This window comes from Psychrobacillus sp. FSL K6-1267 (assembly GCF_038003265.1).
GTDB lineage: Bacteria > Bacillota > Bacilli > Bacillales_A > Planococcaceae > Psychrobacillus > Psychrobacillus faecigallinarum.
In genome coordinates this window covers 3,444,544-3,464,839 of sequence record NZ_JBBOOR010000001.1, presented here as the reverse complement: position 1 = coordinate 3,464,839, position 20,296 = coordinate 3,444,544, and the positions used below count along the sequence as shown (strand labels likewise).

Genomic DNA, 20,296 nt, shown 5'->3' with positions numbered 1-20,296 from the left:
ATGATAGAACGCTACACACGCCCTGAAATGGGAGCGATTTGGACAGAAGAAAATAAATACAATGCGTGGTTAGAGGTAGAAATACTAGCTTGTGAGGCATGGGCAGAGATTGGTGATATACCAAAGGAGGATGTCGCACTTCTTCGTAAAAATGCATCCTTTTCTGTAGATCGTATTTTAGAGATTGAGCAAGAAACAAGACATGACGTAGTAGCATTTACTCGTGCAGTATCCGAAACTTTGGGGGAAGAGCGTAAATGGGTGCATTACGGACTGACATCTACGGATGTAGTAGACACCGCTCTTTCTTATGTGATCAAACAAGCTAACGGCATTTTACGTAAAGACATTCAAAATTTTATTGAGATATTAGAAAACAAGGCTAAAGAGCACAAATATACGGTAATGATGGGTCGTACACATGGTGTTCATGCAGAGCCGACTACCTTCGGTTTAAAACTAGCTCTATGGACAGAAGAAATGAAGCGTAATCTTGAGCGCTTTGAGGCTGCGGCTACTGTAATTGAAACAGGAAAAATGTCAGGAGCAGTTGGTACTTATGCAAACATCGATCCATTTGTTGAACAGTATGTATGTGAAAAGCTAGGATTAGCAGCATCACCAATTTCAACTCAAACATTACAACGTGATCGTCATGCTCAATACTTAAGCGTAATTGCATTAGTAGCAACTTCTATCGAGAAATTTGCAACAGAGATTCGTGGTCTTCAAAAGTCAGAAACTCGTGAAGTCGAAGAGTTTTTCTCAAAAGGGCAAAAGGGTTCATCGGCAATGCCTCATAAACGTAACCCGATAGGATCAGAAAATATGGTTGGGATGGCACGTCTCATTCGTGGATATATGATGACTGCCTATGAAAATGTAGCCTTATGGCATGAAAGAGACATCTCTCACTCTTCTGCTGAGCGTGTAATTTTACCGGATGCAACAATTGCACTGAACTATATGTTAAATCGTTTTAGTAACATCGTGAAAAATCTTACTGTGTTCCCTGAAAATATGAAACGAAATATGGATTCTACTTTAGGGCTGATTTACTCGCAACGTGTTTTACTTGCGCTTATTGACAAAGGGCTGGCTCGCGAAACTGCTTATGATACAGTACAGCCACTAGCAATGAAGGCTTGGGAATCTCAAACAGCTTTCCGTAACTTTGTGGATGCAGATGAAAAGATTACTTCATTATTAACAAAAGAAGAGTTGGATGATTGTTTTGACTACAATTACCACATTCAGCACGTCGATATGATTTTTGACCGCTTAGGCTTAAACGAATAGAGTTAACGAAAACATTAAGGCATATCTGAATAATGGAGGAAATTACCGTGATAAAAGGCGATCTATTATACGAAGGTAAAGCAAAAAGATTATATGCAACAGAGAACGAAGACGTTCTCTATGTTGCATATAAGGATAGTGCCACTGCATTTAATGGAGAAAAGAAAGCAGAAATTGGTGGTAAGGGAATATTAAATAACAAAATTACTACCATACTTTTCGAACAGCTAAAAAAGTATGGTATTGAGTCTCACTTTATCGAGCAAATCTCTGAAAATGAGCAGCTTGTAAAGAAGGTGGAAATTATTCCACTTGAGGTTGTCGTTAGAAATATAGCCGCTGGTAGTCTTTCAAAAAGACTCGGGATGGCAGAGGGCACTCCTTTAAAAAAACCAATCGTTGAGTTTTATTTCAAGGATGATGACCTTGGGGATCCACTCTTAACGAATGCACATTTGGAATTATTAGAAATTGCTTCACCAGTAGAAATAGATACGCTTCAAACAATGGCGCTCGAAATTAACCAGGTGCTTCGCCCAATATTCTCTGATATTGGTGTTACTTTAGTAGATTTCAAATTAGAGTTTGGTAAAACAACTGACAGCGCTATTTTGCTTGCTGATGAAATCTCTCCTGATACTTGTAGACTATGGGATAAAGAAACAAACAAAAAATTAGATAAAGACGTGTTCAGACGCAATTTAGGAAGCTTAACAGAGGTTTATGAAATTATACTTTCCCGTCTAGGAGGACTATCAAAATGAAAAAAGTTAAAGTATATGTGACACTTCGTGAAAGTGTTTTAGATCCACAGGGGAGTGCAGTAATGGGTGCTCTACACTCTATGGACTATAACGAAGTAACTGACGTTCGAATCGGTAAATATCTGGAGCTACAAATTGAAGAAGGAACACGTGATGTAGATACAGTTGTAAGAGAGATGTGTCAAAAGCTTTTAACTAATACAGTAATCGAAGACTATCGTTATGAGGTTGAGGAGGCTGTAAGCAAATGAAGTTCGCGGTAATCGTATTTCCAGGATCGAACTGTGATTTAGATATGTACCATGCGATTAAAGACGAGCTTGGAGAAGAAGTAGAATATGTTTGGCATGATGAGAAGGATTTAAGCGGATTTGACGCTATTTTATTGCCAGGCGGATTCTCTTATGGTGACTACTTACGTTGTGGTGCTATTTCTCGCTTCTCGAATATTATGTCAGAAGTAGTGAAGGCTGCTGAAGCTGGTAAGCCTGTACTAGGCGTATGTAATGGTTTCCAAGTACTGACAGAGGCTGGCCTTTTGCCTGGTGCACTATTGCGCAATAAAGACTTGAAATTTATGTGCCGAACAGTTGACTTAAAGGTAGTGAACAATGAAACTCAATTTACCTCTTCATATGAGAAGAATGAAGTTATTCAAATCCCTATTGCCCATGGGGAAGGAAATTATTATTGTGATGAGCTAACACTAACGTCTTTAAAGGAAAACAACCAAATTGTTTTCACCTATGCTTCAGAAAATCCGAACGGAAGTATTGAAGATATCGCAGGTATTGTAAATGAAAGAGGAAATGTTCTTGGGATGATGCCACACCCAGAGCGTGCTGTAAACGAAATTATGGGTGGAAATGATGGATTAGCGTTATTCAAATCTATTTTGAAACAGTGGAGGGAATCTCATGTCAGTCATGCTTGAACCAAATCCGGAGCAAATTAAAGAACAGAAGCTATATGCTCAAATGGGAATGTCCGATGAAGAATTTGCTATGGTAGAAAACATTCTAGGTAGACTACCAAACTATACAGAGACTGGTTTGTTCTCGGTTATGTGGTCAGAGCATTGCTCTTATAAAAATTCTAAGCCAGTTTTACGCAAATTCCCTACTAAGGGACCACAAGTTTTGCAAGGTCCTGGTGAAGGCGCAGGGATAGTCGATATTGGTGATGGTCAGGCAGTAGTATTTAAAATGGAATCTCATAACCATCCCTCTGCAATCGAACCTTATCAAGGAGCTGCAACTGGGGTAGGAGGAATTATCCGAGATGTATTCTCTATGGGCGCTCGTCCAATTGCAATGTTAAATTCATTGCGCTTTGGAGAACTAAAAACACCACGCGTAAAGTATTTGTTTGAAGAAGTAGTGGCAGGTATTGCTGGTTATGGTAACTGTATAGGTATCCCAACTGTTGGAGGAGAAATTCAGTTTGATGACTGCTATGAGGGTAACCCATTAGTAAATGCTATGTGTGTAGGCTTAATCAATCATGAGGATATTCAAAAAGGTATTGCGGCTGGTGAAGGTAACACGGTGATGTACGCAGGAGCAAAAACAGGACGTGACGGAATTCACGGAGCAACATTCGCTTCCGAAGAATTGACGGAAACTTCTGAAGAAAAACGCCCTGCAGTTCAAGTAGGAGACCCATTTATGGAGAAACTTTTGCTTGAAGCTTGCTTAGAGGTTATTAAATCTGACGCTATTATCGGAATTCAAGATATGGGAGCAGCAGGATTAACTTCTTCTTCAGCAGAAATGGCTTCCAAAGCTGGTTACGGAGTAGAGATGAATTTAGACTTTGTTCCACAACGTGAGACAGGTATGACTGCCTATGAAATGATGCTATCTGAATCACAGGAACGAATGCTGATTGTTGTAAAAAAAGGCCGTGAAGAGGAAATTGTAGAGATTTTTGAAAAATACGGTCTAGACTGTGTAGCAGTTGGTAAGGTGACGAACGATAAAATGCTTCGTCTATTGCATAAAGGGGAAGTAGTGGCAGAGGTTCCTGCAGATGCATTAGCGGAGGAAGCACCTGTTTATTATAAGACATCAGCTGTTCCTGCTTATTTCACAGATTTTCAAGCAATGGAAAACAAAGAACCACTAGTAACAGACTATAAAGAAACTCTTTTAAATCTTCTCCAACAGCCAACGATTGCTTCAAAGGAATGGGTATACGATCAATACGATTACCAGGTCCGTACTAGCACAGTAGTAACACCTGGTTCTGATGCAGCAGTTGTACGCGTTCGAGGAACAAATAAAGGTCTTGCTATGACGACAGATTGCAACTCCCGCTATATTTACTTAGATCCAGTTGCTGGAGGTAAGATCGCTGTGGCAGAGGCAGCACGTAATGTAGTGTGTTCTGGTGCTAAGCCGCTTGCAATTACAGATTGCTTGAATTTTGGTAACCCGGAAAATCCAGAAATATTCTGGCAGCTAGATCAGTCTGCTGAAGGAATTTCAGCCGCATGTATCGCATTAGAATCACCGGTAATTGGAGGAAACGTGTCCCTTTATAATGAAAGAAGTGGAACAGCAGTTTATCCGACACCTACGATTGGTCTTGTAGGATTAGTGGAGGATTTGGCTCATGTAACGACTCAATCCGTTAAACAAGCGGGGGATCTAGTTTATTTGATTGGTGACACTAAAACTGAATTTGGTGGATCTGAGCTACAAAAATTAGTAGAAGGACGTATTTTTGGTCAAGCACCTTCTATCGATTTAGATGTAGAGGCAGCTCGTCAAACGGCTTTACTATCAGCGATTAAAGCTGGCTTAGTACAGTCTGCACACGATATTGCAGAAGGTGGATTTGCAGTAGCCCTAGCTGAAAAAACGTTCGATGCTAAAGGGCTTGGAATTGAAGTGACGGTTCAAGGTTCGGCAATAACAACCCTATTCAGTGAAACACAGTCTCGTTTCATTGTGACTGTTAAATCTGAAAATGCTAGTCAGTTTGAAGCACTAGTACAAGATGCGGTGAAAATTGGACAGGTAACTGATACAAACAATCTAGTAATCTCTCAAGAAAACGGAACTACTTGGATAAACGGTTCTGTTGAGGAATTCCGTTCCGCTTGGAAAGGAGCAATACCATGCTTACTGAACTCAGAGGCTTAAATGAAGAATGCGGAGTGTTTGGAATTTGGGGACACTCAAACCCAGCAGCTATGAGCTATTACGGTTTACATGCATTGCAGCACCGGGGACAGGAGGGTGCTGGAATCGTAGTAACAGATGGTAAGTCATTGCGAGCTGTTAAAGGTGAAGGTCTTGTAAACGATGTGTTTAACAATGGGAAGTTGGAGCAGCTTGAAGGTCATTCAGCAATTGCCCATGTCCGCTACGCAACTGCAGGGGGATCAGGTATAGAGAACGTACAACCGTTACTATTTAATTCTACTACTGGCAGCCTGGCAATTGCTCACAATGGTAACATCGTAAATGCCACTCGTTTAAAGCGTAATTTAGAGCAGCAAGGGAGCATCTTCCAAACAACTTCGGATACAGAGGTGCTAGCACATTTACTTAAAAAAAGTAGACTTCCTTCATTTGAAGAACGTGCAAAGCAATCTCTTCGACTATTAGAAGGAGCATTTGCTTTCATCATTTTAACTGAGGATGGAATGCTAGTCGCACAGGACCCACAAGGTATGCGTCCTCTTTCTTTAGGGATGCTAGATAATGCTTGGGTGGTTGCTTCTGAGACGAGTGCCTTTGATTTAATAGGTGCAGAATTAGTTCGCTCGATTGAACCAGGAGAGCTATTAATCATTAATGATAATGGCTGCCGTTCTGAACGATATATGGAGAAGAGAGATCGTGCTATTTGTACAATGGAATATGTATATTTTTCTCGTCCAGATTCAGATATAGATGGTATTAACATTCACTCAGCAAGAAAACGATTAGGAAAACAGCTTGCAAAAGAGATCTTCATCGATGCTGACGTAGTAACAGGCGTTCCGGATTCAAGTATCTCTGCTGCAATTGGATTTTCAGAGGCTACAGGAATTCCTTATGAATTAGGACTTATAAAAAACCGATATGTAGGCAGAACATTTATACAGCCTTCGCAGGATTTGCGTGAGCGTGGAGTGAAGATGAAGCTATCACCAGTGCGTCAAGTAGTTAAAGGTAAGCGAGTGGTAATGGTAGATGATTCAATCGTTCGGGGAACAACGTCTAAAAGAATTGTGAATATGTTAAAAGAAGCCGGAGCAACAGAGGTTCATGTAGTAATTAGCTCTCCTCCTTTAAAAAATCCATGCTTTTATGGAATAGATATTAGTTCCGACTCGGAGCTGATTGCAGCAAATAATACTATCGAAGAAATGAGAGTCCTAATTGGTGCGGATTCCCTTTCCTTCTTATCGGTTGAGGGAATGGTAAAAGCTATTGGGAGACCCGAGGGAGAAAAGAATTGTGGTCATTGCTTAGCCTGTTTCACAGGAGAATACCCAACGGATATATTCCCAGACACGAAATTACCACATGAAAAAGAGCTTGTTCGATAGGAGGATTATAAATGTCAAAAGCATATGAAAAAGCTGGTGTAAATATTGAAGCTGGCTATGAAGCAGTTGAGCGCATGAAATCACATGTCGAACGCACAGCTAGAAAAGGAATCATGGGTACATTTGGTGGCTTTGGGGGAATGTTTGACTTATCTTCCTTGAATTATAAGGAACCAGTTTTAATCTCTGGAACAGATGGAGTTGGGACGAAGCTCAAGCTTGCCTTTATGACTGACACTCATGACACAATCGGGATTGATTGTGTGGCTATGTGTGTAAATGATATTGTCGCTCAGGGTGCAGAGCCTTTATTTTTCTTAGATTATGTGGCAGTAGGTAAGGCAGTGCCAGCTCGCATCGAACAAATTGTGAAGGGCGTTGCAGATGGCTGTGTTCAGTCAGGAGCGGCTTTAATCGGTGGAGAAACAGCAGAAATGCCAGGGTTATATGAAGAAGACGAATATGATTTAGCGGGATTTGCTGTTGGAGCATGTGAAAAGTCTAAAATTGTTTCGGGTGAAAAGATATCTGAAGGGGACGTTTTAGTCGGTATTGCCTCTAGTGGAGTTCACTCTAATGGATATTCCCTTGTGCGTAAAATAGTATTTGAAGAACAAGGATACGAGACGGATACAGTAGTAGGAGGCTTCGAAGAGCTTGGAAAAATAGGCAAGGCTCTATTAACTCCTACTAAGATCTACGCGAAACCAGTAATGGAGATGCATCAAAATTTAAACATTCACGGAATGGCACATGTAACTGGCGGAGGGTTCTATGAAAACCTTCCACGTATGATGCCAGAGGCTTTAGCGGTGGAAATTGATCTTGGCTCATGGGAAGTGCTTCCGATATTCCAATTTTTAAAGGAAAAAGGTCAGCTCACGGATAAGGATCTTTACAATGTATTTAATATGGGAATTGGTTTTGTACTAGCATTGTCTCAAGAAGAGGCAGAGAAGGCGATTGCTATAGCTGAGTCTCATGGAGAAAAGGCATATACAATCGGTCGTGTGGTGAAAGGTGAAGGTGTTCTATTCAACGGAACACATGACGGGAGCTTAGTGTAATGAATACAGGACCAAGATTTGCCGTCTTTGCTTCTGGAAGCGGCTCTAATTTTCAAGCAATCTATGATGCTGTACGGACAGGTAGGTTAATAGGTGAACCCGTATTAGTTGTAACTAATAAACAAGACGCTTACGTTGTAAAACGTGCAGAGGCAGTAGGAGTAGAAACACTTGTTTTAAAGCCGACTAGCTATTCTACAAAAGACGCCTATGAGCAGGAGATTTTAAAAAAGCTACAAGAACTGCAGGTCGAATGGCTAGTGCTTGCTGGATATATGAGATTAGTTGGCAATATATTGTTGGATGCATTTCCAAATCGTATTGTTAATATTCATCCATCCTTACTCCCAGCATTTCCTGGAAAGGATGCTATTGGTCAAGCATTGAAGCATGGAGTAAAGGTTACTGGAGTTACAGTACATTTGGTAGATGCAGGTATGGATACCGGACCAATACTATCTCAATATGCAGTAGAGGTTGTAGCGGAGGATCGAGAGAAGACAGAGGAAAGAATCCATGCAGTGGAGCATGAATTATACGTGAAGACCTTACAACAGCTATGGAGTTAATGGAAGAAGATAAGACAATGCCTGTAACGAATATTCACATTGACAAGGTAGTATAAGCTCGTACTTTCAAAAAAGTATGTCATAAAATAAAGTATGTTGATTTCTGCTCTAGTCTGACGCTTTCCGAGGGGTGAGCGATAAGCCATCCCCGCCGCTAATGCGTCGTTTGTGATTTTTCCGCACGCTAATAAGTAGGTGCGGACATAGGCTGCACTTTTCTTATTAATGAGTAATATTGATTTTTCGATAAATTAGGAGGAATTATTGTGTCAAAACGTGCATTAATCAGTGTATCAGATAAATCAGGAATTCTTGAGTTTGCAAAAGAGCTGGAACAGCTTGGTTACGAAATTTTATCAACTGGTGGTACTAAATCATTTTTAGAACAAAATGGTGTTGCCATTACTTCTGTTGACCAAGTGACAAACTTTCCAGAGATTTTGGATGGTCGAGTAAAAACATTAAATCCTATGATTCACGGTGGATTATTAGCGAAACATGATGATCCTTCTCACCAAGCTCAGTTGGAGGAACATAAAATCACACCGATTCAAATCGTTTGTGTAAATCTTTATCCTTTCCGAGAAACTATATCAAAGCCTGACGTAGCATTTGAGGATGCGATTGAAAACATCGATATTGGTGGACCATCTATGCTCCGTTCGGCAGCAAAGAATCATCAATACGTAACAGTGGTTACCGATGCCGCGGACTATGATGAAGTATTAAGCCAGCTAAAAGAAAACGGAGAAACTACTATTGAAACACGTCGTAGACTTGCTGCTAAAGTATTCCGTCATACTGCTGCATACGACGCGTTAATCGCAGATTATATGACAAATCTTGCGGGGGAAGATTTCCCAGAGCTATTAACCCTTACATATGAGCGTAAACAAGCGTTGCGTTACGGAGAAAATCCTCATCAACAGGCTGCTTTCTATAAACGACCACTTGGCTCAGATTTCTCAATTGCATCGGCTAAGCAATTACATGGAAAGGAGCTTTCCTATAATAATATCCAAGATGCCAATGCTGCTATTCAAATTGTTAAAGAGTTTGACTTGCCAGCCGCTGTAGCGGTGAAGCATATGAATCCATGTGGAGTTGGTACAGGAAAATCAATCTCTGAGGCATTCCAAAAAGCCTATGAAGCAGATTCTACCTCTATTTTCGGAGGAATTGTAGCTTTAAACCGTGAAGTGGATTCAGCTACTGCTAAAACATTGGCAGGAATTTTCTTAGAAATTATCATAGCTCCGTCCTTCTCTGAGGAAGCTATTGCAATGCTTACAGCAAAGAAAAATATTCGTCTATTGACCATTTCTTATGAACAAACTAAAAAAGACAAATGGAATACTGTATCGGTAGAGGGCGGATTATTAATACAATCTCCTGATACATTTGGATTAAAAGATGCAAATATAAAGGTTGTTACGGACCGTGAACCAACAGAGGAAGAATGGAAATCGATGACATTAGGTTGGAACGTTGTGAAGCATGTGAAATCTAACGCAATCGTGGTAGCGACTGAGGACATGACAGTTGGTGTAGGTGCAGGTCAAATGAATCGTGTTGGATCTGCAAAAATTGCACTTGAACAAGCAGGAGGCCTTGCAAAAGGAGCAAGCCTTGCATCAGATGCTTTCTTCCCTATGAATGATACGGTGGAGACTGCTGCAAAAGCTGGAATTACAGCAATTATCCAAACTGGAGGATCTGTAAAGGACCAAGATTCCATCGATAAAGCAAATGAATATGGAATTGCTATGGTATTTACAGGTGTACGTCATTTTAAACACTAAAGGAGGCTTCCGCATTCATGAATATTCTTGTTATTGGCAGCGGAGGGAGAGAGCATGCAATTGCTAAGCAGTTTCATTTATCTCCCTCTGTGCAAAAAGTGTTTGTAGCACCTGGAAATGCCGGAATGGCAAAGGAAGCTCAAATCGTTCCAATAGAGGCCCTTGCATTTAAAGAATTAGCCAAGTTTGCAAAGGATAATGAAATAGATTTGACGTTTGTCGGACCAGAGCAACCCCTTGCAGAAGGAATTGTAGATTTCTTTGAGGAACAAGGCTTACGCATTTTTGGACCAACGAAGGCTGCTGCACAAATTGAAGGAAGTAAAACCTTTGCTAAAGAATTAATGGACAAATATGGTATTCCGACTGCTGCTTATGAAACCTTTACAGAGGTAGACAAAGCAAAGGAATATATTGAAAGGCTTGGGGCTCCAATTGTTATAAAAGCGGATGGACTTGCTGCTGGCAAAGGTGTTGTAGTTGCCATGACGGTTGAAGAGGCAGATTCTGCAGTAGAAGACATGATTGGTAACCAATTGTTTGGAGAATCTTCTTCGCGTGTTGTAATTGAAGAATTTTTAGATGGAGAAGAATTTTCATTTATGTCCTTTGTTCACAAAGGGACTATTTATCCAATGGTTATTGCTCAAGACCATAAACGTGCTTTCGATGGCGATAAAGGTCCGAACACTGGAGGTATGGGGGCGTATTCCCCAGTTCCACAAATTTCTCAGGCAGTGGTGGATACTGCTTACGAAACTATCGTGGTGCCAACAGTTCAAGCAATGACGGCTGAAGGCATATCATTCACAGGTATATTATATGCTGGTTTAATCCTTACTAAGGAAGGACCAAAAGTCATTGAATTCAATGCCCGTTTTGGTGATCCAGAAACCCAAGTAGTTCTCCCTAGAATGAAAAGTGAATTTGGGCAGTTCATGAAATCATTGATGGATGAAAAGCCATTTGATTTGTTTTGGTCTGATGAAGCTATGTTAGGTGTAGTGATTGCTGCTGATGGTTACCCAGAAAATCCAATCAAAGGTGCAAAACTACCTAACTTAGATTCTTTATCTGAAAAAGGCTTGCATATTTTTCATGCAGGCACGAAGAAACAGGATGAAGACTTTGTTTCAAATGGGGGTCGCGTAATTTTAGTAGCAGCAAAAGAGACCTCATTAAAAGCTGCGCAAGATAAAGTATACGAAGGTCTTTCTAGTCTAGAATGGAATGACTTATTCTATCGAACTGATATTGGCTGGCGTACATTTAAATGACCACGAAAAGAATGTCCGGTAACATTACGGACATTCTTTTTTAAGATAGGAAGCATATTTCTTTTTACAAAACTTTTTAATTGAAGCGACAGACGTCGACTCCAGCGAGAGCAGGGAGACAGATGGCTTATTGCTCCCTCGCGGAAAGCGTACGTCTAAAGCTGAAATCAACCGCAATTTGTTGAAGGCTTAGACGCTTGCACTTTTCTTATCATATTTTTTTCAAATAAAACTATTATATAGTATCGAGTACTTTTATTCGTGAAGTAAATTTTAAAGTGTGATATAAACATCTTCAAAAATATAAGGGAATATACCTTTAAATTGGTTGATTAATTAGTAATGACAATAGACCTATTCATGTATCAGAATTTACAAAAAATACATTTCAGTGCTTTGCTTTACTAAAGTACTGTGCTACTATTATTTAAATAAAAGACTTACAGGAAGGAGAAGGAATCATGCATTATCCAATATGGAAAATCGAGCATATAAGGCATCAAATAGAAGTGGTGAACGGAACGAAAGCACCAGACATATTAATAACCAATGCTACCTACTTACATAGTCATCTTAAAAAATGGATTATCGGAAATATTTGGATTGTAAAAGATCGAATTGTTTATTCAGGTACTGATATGCCGCTTATTACGAATCAGACAGAAGTATACGATGCTGCTGGACAAAAAATTGTACCAGGCTATATAGAACCTCATGTTCACCCTTTTCAATTATATAATCCACAAACGTTTGCAGATTTTGCTGCACAGTTGGGGACAACAGCGTTTATTTCAGATAATTTAATCCTTTTCCTAATGTTGGAAAATAAGAAAGCGTTTTCAATTATGGACGAGCTTAAAAAGTTGCCTTTCTCTTTTTACTGGTGGTCTCGATTTGATTCTCAAACAGAATTAGAAAATGAAGAGCAACTATTCACCTCTAAAACAGTGGGAGAATGGATTAATCGTCCAGATGTTATTATGGGAGGAGAGCTGACAGGTTGGCCAAGATTATTATCTGGTGATGACCAAATGCTTTATTGGCTCCAGCAGGCAAAAACAAATGGAATGAAAATTGAAGGTCATTTTCCAGGAGCCTCAGAAAAGACGCTTGCCAGAATGCGTTTACTAGGAGCAGATGGAGATCATGAATCGATGACGATTGAAGAGGTTGAAAGAAGAATTCTTCATGGCTATGCTGTAACTTTAAGGCATTCTTCTATTCGTCCTGATCTGCCAAATCTCTTGAAGGACATTTTAGAAAAAGATCTTCACATTTTTGACCATTTAATGATGACTACAGACGGTTCTACACCCTCCTTCCATACGGACGGTGTAATGGATAAATGTATTCAAGTTGCTTTAGATGCTGGAGTTGACCCGATAGACGCTTATTTAATGGCTTCCTTCAATGTAGCAAAATATTATAACTTATCGAATTTACATGGTGTAATTGCTAGTGGTCGCTTTGCCACACTCAACTTCCTAGAGGACGAGCAAAACCCAGTGCCAATAAGTGTTTTGTCAAAGGGTGTTTGGTTAAGGAAGAATAGTGAAAAAGTAAGAGCATTAGATCCAGTTAATTGGTCAGGAATGCCGCCATTTAAACTTGACTTTGATCTTACTGATAGTGACTTTCAATTCTCTATGCCGTTTGGAATAGAGATGGTAAATGATGTTATTACAAAGCCTTATTCCGTAAGCGTAGATACTACTGACAATGAGTTATCTACAAACCATGATGAAAGCTTCCTGTTGCTTATAGACAGAAATGGTAAATGGAAGGTATCAACCTTGATAAAGGGATTTGCGAATAAGCTTATGGGCTTTGCTTCCTCTTATTCCAACACGGGGGATATATTGTTAGTTGGAAAGAATAAGGAAAGCATGCTTCAAGCCTTTAACGAAATAAAGAAGATGAATGGCGGAATTGTCATTGTAGAGAATGAACAAGTTGTTTGTTCTATTAGTCTTCCAATAGGAGGAGGACTCTCTGATAAACCGATGGAAGCACTTATAGAAGAAGAGGTAGAACTAAAAAAAGAACTAGCTGCTAGAGGCTTTAAGCATGGGGATGCTATATATACACTGCTGTTTTTACAGTCCACTCATTTACCTTATGTCCGGATAACACAAAAAGGGATATTCGATGTAATGAAGAAAAAAGTACTATTTCCAGCAGTTATGAGGTAGGAGGATTCGAGAAAGTGTTCAAAAAATGGGGAATCATTGCTGTTGTTTGCTTGTTGCTAGCAGGTTGTTCAAAAGATGCTGGCATTGAAGAAGCTGTCGCTGAAGACACAGGAGAAGACATAGAAGATGTTGTAGAGGAAGTGATAGAAGAGGAGCCAGTTCCTCTTCCGTTTGTTGCTCCTTTTACAGGTATAGGCTCTGAAGTGGAGCTTAAACAAAGACCTGTCATGGTAACGATTAATAATCATCCGCAAGCTCGCCCACAATCCGGAATTTCTCAGGCGGACATGATTTATGAAGTGATGGCAGAAGGGAATGTAACCCGTTTTTTGGCTGTTTTCCAAAGTGAGGTCCCTGATAATATAGGACCAGTTCGAAGTGCGAGAGATTACTTTGTGGAGATAGCTAAAGGATTAGATGCTTTTTACGTAGCTCACGGCTATAGTCCTGATGCTCAAAAAATGTTAAATGCAAGAGTAGTAGATAATATAAATGGTATGCAATATGATGGGATATTCTTTAAGCGTTCTAGTGAAAGAAAGGCACCCCATAATTCCTATATTTCTAGTGAAAATATTTTTGCAGGGGCAGATCGAGTAGGAGCTTCTATGGAAATAAATAAAATCCCTACTTTTTCATTTTACGAAACAGCTGAAGGAGCAAAACTAGGTAGCCCAGCTTCTAATGTTAGCATTCGTTATGGTTCTGGAACAAGCTTTGAGAATGAATATAATTATGTGCAAGAGCAAGGTATTTACGAAAGAAAATCTGCAGGTATTTTGACAATTGACAAAGAAAAGCAAACTCCAGTGAAGCTTGCTAATCTAATATTTATGGAAATACCACATAAAACCATTGATAATGCTGGTCGTCAGAAGCTATCCTTAGCTGATGGAGGAAAAGCATATCTTTTCCAAGCTGGTATTATGAAGGAGATAGAGTGGAAAAACGTAGACGGAATATTAGTTCCGATGGAAAATGGCATACCGGTCAAGCTGGTGCAAGGCAAAACTTGGATTAGCATTGTTCCTACTAATCCAGGGATAGAAAGCATGGTAAAGTATTTGCCATAAGTAAACGATGAAAGGAATGAACTATATGCAGATTGATAAAATTAAAGGTAAACAAACAGACCAATTATTTAATGCTATTTTAGAATTGAAGGATATAGATGAATGCTATCGCTTCTTTGATGATCTATGCACAATTAGCGAGATTCAGTCGCTTGCTCAACGATTTGAAGTAGCACATTTGCTTCGCCTCAAAAAAACTTATGAATCTATAAAAAAAGAAACTGGAGCAAGCACAGCTACTATTTCACGAGTGAGACGTGCATATGATTATGGAAACGATGCATACGATGAAATGTTAGGCAGACTCTATCCAGACGAAGCACCTGTCATAAATAGAAAAGAGTAGTAGTGAAAAGGAAACGTACATAAAGCCTTTATTGCTATTTAATATGAAAAGGCAAGAATGCTGGTAAAACAGTCATTCTTGCCTTTAGCTTTTTTTAAACTTTATAATAGTTAACCGGCATCCTTTTGTGACAGCTAGTTTTGTTTATGAGGGAATCTCTAAGTGAGTGTAAAAAAACGATTTAAAGCTAACACCTATATGCTGCGTAATTATTAGAAAAATATTGAAGGGACCAATTAGATATTATTTATTACAAATTTAGAATCATTATGGGCTGAACAGCGATGTCTGTTCGGTTTTTTGTTATAATGGGTTAATGTTAATAAACAATTATATGTAGGTGAAAAAATGGATTATAAAGAATGGCGACATATATTTAAGCTAGACCCTGCCAAAGAAATTGCTGCTGATGCGTTGGAGAAGGTTTGTGAGTCGGGAACCGATGCTATTATTATTGGGGGCTCTGATGGGGTGTCCTTAGATAATGTGATAGATCTTTTAATGAGAATTCGGAGATACGCAGTTCCTGTGGCATTGGAAGTTTCTACAATTGACAGCATTACGCCTGGGTTTGACTTTTATTTTATTCCTAGTGTTCTAAATAGCACTGACACCAAATGGGTGAAGGATCTGCATCATAAGGCAACAAAGGAATTTGGTGAGGTTATGAATTGGGAAGAAATAATCCCAGAAGGTTATTGTATTTTAAATCCTGATTGTAAGGCTGCAGAGCTGACACATGCAGAGCCAGTCAATTCAATCGATGATATAATTGCCTATGCACAAATGGTGGAGCATATGTTTAAATTCCCTGTTTTCTACATGGAATACAGTGGGATGTACGGAGAAGTTCAAGCCGTGGCAAAGGTAAAATCAGGCTTGAAACAGACACAGCTTTTTTATGGTGGGGGCATTAAAACAGAAGCACAAGCTCGTGAAATGGCAGCCCATGCAGATACCATTATTGTCGGAAACCAAGTATATGAAAATTTAAATGAAGCATTAAAAACGGTGAATGCTGTTAAATGATAATTGAGTAAATGCATAGCCAAAGGTATAATATAAAGAACAAATGTTCTTGTAGAGGAAGTGTAGTATGGAACTTATAGCAAAAAACCTATTAAACGGGATGAATAAAGAGCAAGAAGAGGCAGTCAAAGCAACCGAGGGTCCATTACTAATCATGGCCGGGGCAGGATCAGGTAAGACAAGAGTGCTCACCCATCGTATTGCTTACTTGATAGTAGAAAAGGAAGTATACCCTTCTAAAATTTTGGCCATAACGTTTACAAACAAAGCGGCACGGGAAATGCGTGAACGTATAAATACTATTTTAGGAGAGGGCACTGGAGAGAGAATGTGGGTTTCCACTTTCCACTCAATGTGTGTGCGAATTCTAAGAAGAGATATTGATCGAATTGGTTACTCAAAAAGTTTCTCTATTTTAGATACTTCCGATCAGCTAACGGTTATTAAAGGTATTTTAAAAGAGCTAAATATTGATACTAAGCAATACGATCCTCGTTCTATGCTGAATGCGATAAGCAGCGCCAAAAATATATGTATCGATTCGGATACTTATAAATCACAAATGAATGAGTCTAATCCTTTTGAAAAGACGGTTGCCAAGGTTTACGAGGGTTATGAAAAACGCCTGAGAAAAAACCAATCCTTAGACTTTGATGATTTAATCATGACTACTCTAACGTTATTTAAGCGAGTACCAGATGTTTTGGAATTTTATCAAAATAAATTTCAGTATATCCATGTAGATGAATATCAAGATACGAACAAAGCGCAATACGAGCTGGTTCAAATGCTTGCTAAGAAATTTAAAAATATTTGTGTTGTGGGCGACTCGGATCAGTCCATCTATCGCTGGCGTGGAGCGGATATTCAAAATATCCTTTCCTTTGAAAAGGATTATCCGAATGCAAAAGTGATTATGCTGGAGCAAAATTATCGTTCCTCCCAACGAATCTTGAAGGCTGCAAATGACGTCATTGGTAATAACCAAAGTCGTTACCCTAAAGTGTTACGCACAGAAAATCTTGAGGGCGAAAAAATTGAACTATTCCGCGCCAATGATGAACAACAGGAAGCCCAGTATGTAGTACAAAAAGTTCAAGAGCTGATTGAAACCGAAAATAGAACGTTAAACGATTTTGCCATCTTATATCGCACGAACGCACAATCACGTGTGATGGAGGAAGTGCTTGTAAAATCGAATATGGCCTATACAATAGTTGGCGGTACTAAGTTCTATGATCGAAAAGAGATTAAAGACTTATTAGCCTATCTTCGCTTGATCGCCAATAATGACGATGACTTGTCACTTGCACGAATCATTAATGAGCCGAAGAGAAATATAGGAGCTACTTCCTTTGATCGTATTGCGAGATACGCTATTGAACAGGATCGCTCTATATTAGATGCGTTAAACGAAGTAGATTTTATGGGATTACCAGCTAGAGCTGTAAACTCGGTCGTTAAGTTCCATGGACTTATTCAAAACCTGACACAAATGCAGGAGTTCCTATCAGTAACTGAAATCGTGGAGCAGGTGTTAGAGAAAACTGGTTATAAAACTATGCTTAAAAACGAGAAAACGATTGAAGCAGAAAGTCGATTAGAGAATATCGAAGAGTTTTTATCTGTTACGAAAGCATTCGAAGAAAATAGTGACGATAAGTCACTTGTTGCATTCTTAACAGATTTAGCGTTAGTTTCAGATATCGACAAACTGGACGAAGATGAGGACATGTCACAGGGGAATATTATCCTAATGACGATGCATGCTGCTAAAGGTTTGGAGTTCCCGGTAGTATTCATCATTGGAATGGAAGAGAATATTTTCCCTCATGCTCGCTCAATCGGAGACGATGATGAGATGGAGGAAGAGCGTCGTTTAGCTTATGTTGGAATTACCCGAGCAGAGGAAAGACTTTATATCACTTGTGCACAATCTCGTACAATATTTGGGCGAGGTAGCTTTAACAGCCCTTCTCGCTTTATCTCGGAAATATCGGATGAGATTATTGAGGTTGTTGGATGGTCTCGAGATATCCGTAAAAACAAAAGCAGAGATACGAAGGTGATTGCACCAGTACCAAGAGCTGCTGTTTCAAGACCAGCATACCAGTCCACTGGTGGTGAGCGTTTAGGCTGGCAGGTTGGCGATAAGGCTTCTCATAAAAAATGGGGAGAAGGTATGGTAGTAAGCGTTCGTGGCGAAGGTGAGAATACAGAGTTAGATATCGCTTTCCCTAGTCCAACTGGTATAAAACGACTACTGGCTAAATTTGCACCAATCGAAAAAGTATAATTTTCTTAGCGGAGGAAAGTTCATGGATAAATTAGAAAGAGTGAAAGAGCTGCACAAAATATTGCATGAATATGGATATGCTTATTATGTGTTAGATAAGCCCACCGTTCCTGATGCAGTTTACGATCAATACTTACATGAGTTAATCGCTTTAGAGGAGGAAAACCCTGATTTAATCTTCCCAGATTCTCCTACTCAACGAGTAGGCTCAACGGTAAGTGAAGGGTTTAAGAAAGTTACCCATGCTAATCCAATGCTAAGTCTGTCCAACGCATTCAATGAAGAGGATATTAGAGACTTTGACAAGCGTATTCGAAATATTATTGATGAGACCCCTGTCTATGTATGCGAACTGAAAATAGACGGGTTGGCTGTTTCGCTTCTATATGAGGATGGCCGACTAGTGCGTGGTGCTACTCGTGGAGATGGAACTACAGGTGAGGATATTACAAGCAATATTAAAACCATTCGTGCTGTCCCTTTGCGACTAAAGGAAAATGTAACCCTAGAGGCTAGGGGAGAGGCGTATATGCCTAAGTCATCCTTCCTTAAGCTAAATGAACACCGAGCTGAGAGAGGCGAGGAACTATTTGCCAATCCGAGAAATGCTGCAGCTGGTTCTTTGCGACAGCTAGACCCTAAAATGGCCGCAAGTAGGAATCTTTCAATGTTCGTCTATGGAATGGGGGGAGATGGGGAAGAGTTTAATATCGATACCCACTCAGAAGCCTTGAAATTTATGAAAGATGTAGGCTTACCTACTAATAACGAAACTCGAGAATGTCGCTCGATAGAAGAGGTTATGGCATTTATAGAGGAATGGACGACAAAAAGAAATGATATTCCTTATGAAATAGATGGAATAGTTATTAAGGTGAACAATTATTCTCAGCAGGAGGAGCTTGGCTTTACAGCAAAGAGTCCCCGCTTTGCCATAGCCTATAAATTTCCGGCAGAGGAAGTAGTGACAACTATTATTGGTATCGACCTAACAGTAGGACGAACCGGTGTTGTGACCCCGACCGCATTATTAGAACCTGCTCAGGTAGCGGGTACTACCGTACAAAGAGCTTCTTTACACAACGAGGATTTAATCCGTGAAAAGGATATTCGTATTGGAGACCGCGTTATTATACGAAAAGCTGGTGACATTATTCCAGAGGTCGTAGAAGTCATCCTACAAGAAAGAAAAGAAGACTTACCTCCTTATGAAATGCCGACTCATTGTCCTGTCTGTGAAAGTGAGTTAATACGGATAGAGGAAGAGGTTGCACTAAGATGTGTCAATCCGCAATGTCCAGCTCAAATTCGTGAGGGAATTTACCATTTTGCCTCTCGTAATGCGATGAATATTGAAGGGCTAGGTGGGAAGGTCGTAGAACAGCTGTACAGAGAGAAACTTGTCCAAGACATCTCCGATTTATATAAGCTGACTGTAGATGATTTAGTTAAGCTAGAGCGAATGGGATTGAAATCTGCTACGAATTTGGTAGAAGCGATCAGTGCTTCCAAATCTAGTTCTATGGAAAGAGTGTTATTTGGTTTAGGGATCCGTCATATTGGTGAAAAGGCTGCCAAAATTCTATCAGAGAAATTCCACAACTTCGATGCGCTCATGCAGGCATCTAGAGAAGAAATAACTGCTATACACGAAATTGGGGAAAAGATGGCTGATTCTCTAGTAACTTATTTTGAGCAGGAAGAGGTTCAGCAACTGATTGGTCGCTTAAAAGAATCTGGCCTTGGTATGAAGTACACAGGTAAAATTATTGATGCTTCTACAATGGAAAACAGTCCTTTTGCAGGCAAAACAGTAGTTTTAACAGGTAAACTAACACAGTTGACACGCCCCGATGCAAAGGAAAAAATTGAATCATTAGGTGGCAATGTAGCTGGAAGTGTCAGTAAAAAAACGGATTTAGTCATTGCAGGTGAAGATGCCGGATCTAAGCTTGAAAAAGCTATTAGCCTAGGTATTGAAGTATGGGATGAGCAAAAGCTGCTCAATAATTTAGAGGAATAAAAGGAGTTCTAAG

At 39.7% G+C, this 20,296-nt stretch carries 16 protein-coding genes; all 16 read left to right on the top strand.

Annotated elements, in window-relative coordinates:
- Nucleotides 1–1,299 (top strand): adenylosuccinate lyase, encoded by a 1,299-nt coding sequence (gene purB, locus MHB55_RS17810; RefSeq protein ID WP_154309950.1) that lies wholly within the window; start codon nt 1–3, stop codon nt 1,297–1,299.
- A gap of 47 nt (nt 1,300–1,346) precedes the next feature.
- Nucleotides 1,347–2,063, top strand: coding sequence for a phosphoribosylaminoimidazolesuccinocarboxamide synthase (purC, locus tag MHB55_RS17805; protein WP_340863753.1), 717 nt, complete (start codon nt 1,347–1,349; stop codon nt 2,061–2,063).
- Complete coding sequence (gene purS, locus MHB55_RS17800; protein ID WP_144541598.1) at nt 2,060–2,314, top strand: phosphoribosylformylglycinamidine synthase subunit PurS; 255 nt, start codon at nt 2,060–2,062, stop codon at nt 2,312–2,314. The genes purC and purS overlap by 4 nt, the downstream gene beginning before the upstream one ends.
- Nucleotides 2,311–2,997 carry a phosphoribosylformylglycinamidine synthase subunit PurQ gene (purQ, locus tag MHB55_RS17795; protein WP_151112710.1) on the top strand — a complete coding sequence of 229 codons (687 nt, stop codon included), beginning with the start codon at nt 2,311–2,313 and terminating at the stop codon, nt 2,995–2,997. Before purS ends, purQ begins: the two co-directional genes overlap by 4 nt.
- Nucleotides 2,981–5,212, top strand: coding sequence for a phosphoribosylformylglycinamidine synthase subunit PurL (gene purL / locus MHB55_RS17790; RefSeq protein WP_151112712.1), 2,232 nt, complete (start codon nt 2,981–2,983; stop codon nt 5,210–5,212). Before purQ ends, purL begins: the two co-directional genes overlap by 17 nt.
- Nucleotides 5,188–6,609 carry an amidophosphoribosyltransferase gene (gene purF / locus MHB55_RS17785; RefSeq protein ID WP_144541604.1) on the top strand — a complete coding sequence of 474 codons (1,422 nt, stop codon included), beginning with the start codon at nt 5,188–5,190 and terminating at the stop codon, nt 6,607–6,609. Before purL ends, purF begins: the two co-directional genes overlap by 25 nt.
- Nucleotides 6,610–6,620: 11 nt before the next feature.
- On the top strand, nt 6,621–7,676 hold the full coding sequence (gene purM, locus MHB55_RS17780) for a phosphoribosylformylglycinamidine cyclo-ligase (protein ID WP_340863751.1): 1,056 nt from the start codon (nt 6,621–6,623) through the stop codon (nt 7,674–7,676).
- Nucleotides 7,676–8,245 carry a phosphoribosylglycinamide formyltransferase gene (gene purN / locus MHB55_RS17775; RefSeq protein ID WP_191697802.1) on the top strand — a complete coding sequence of 190 codons (570 nt, stop codon included), beginning with the start codon at nt 7,676–7,678 and terminating at the stop codon, nt 8,243–8,245. The genes purM and purN overlap by 1 nt, the downstream gene beginning before the upstream one ends.
- A gap of 266 nt (nt 8,246–8,511) precedes the next feature.
- Nucleotides 8,512–10,047, top strand: a complete 1,536-nt coding sequence (gene purH, locus MHB55_RS17770; protein WP_340863749.1) for a bifunctional phosphoribosylaminoimidazolecarboxamide formyltransferase/IMP cyclohydrolase — start codon at nt 8,512–8,514, stop codon at nt 10,045–10,047.
- Nucleotides 10,048–10,064: 17 nt separating this feature from the next.
- Nucleotides 10,065–11,324 (top strand): phosphoribosylamine--glycine ligase, encoded by a 1,260-nt coding sequence (gene purD / locus MHB55_RS17765; protein WP_340863748.1) that lies wholly within the window; start codon nt 10,065–10,067, stop codon nt 11,322–11,324.
- Nucleotides 11,325–11,785: 461 nt separating this feature from the next.
- Nucleotides 11,786–13,516, top strand: a complete 1,731-nt coding sequence (locus MHB55_RS17760; RefSeq protein ID WP_340863747.1) for an adenine deaminase C-terminal domain-containing protein — start codon at nt 11,786–11,788, stop codon at nt 13,514–13,516.
- Nucleotides 13,517–13,530: 14 nt separating this feature from the next.
- Nucleotides 13,531–14,589, top strand: a complete 1,059-nt coding sequence (locus MHB55_RS17755) for a DUF3048 domain-containing protein (protein ID WP_340863746.1) — start codon at nt 13,531–13,533, stop codon at nt 14,587–14,589.
- A 25-nt stretch (nt 14,590–14,614) separates the two neighbouring features.
- Nucleotides 14,615–14,935 (top strand): YerC/YecD family TrpR-related protein, encoded by a 321-nt coding sequence (locus MHB55_RS17750; RefSeq protein WP_144541618.1) that lies wholly within the window; start codon nt 14,615–14,617, stop codon nt 14,933–14,935.
- A 348-nt stretch (nt 14,936–15,283) separates the two neighbouring features.
- Nucleotides 15,284–15,964 (top strand): heptaprenylglyceryl phosphate synthase, encoded by a 681-nt coding sequence (locus tag MHB55_RS17745; protein WP_340863745.1) that lies wholly within the window; start codon nt 15,284–15,286, stop codon nt 15,962–15,964.
- A 67-nt stretch (nt 15,965–16,031) separates the two neighbouring features.
- Nucleotides 16,032–18,260 carry a DNA helicase PcrA gene (pcrA, locus tag MHB55_RS17740; RefSeq protein ID WP_191697799.1) on the top strand — a complete coding sequence of 743 codons (2,229 nt, stop codon included), beginning with the start codon at nt 16,032–16,034 and terminating at the stop codon, nt 18,258–18,260.
- Between the two features lie 22 nt (nt 18,261–18,282).
- Nucleotides 18,283–20,283, top strand: a complete 2,001-nt coding sequence (gene ligA / locus MHB55_RS17735; protein WP_340863744.1) for an NAD-dependent DNA ligase LigA — start codon at nt 18,283–18,285, stop codon at nt 20,281–20,283.
- Nucleotides 20,284–20,296: the final 13 nt, after the last annotated feature.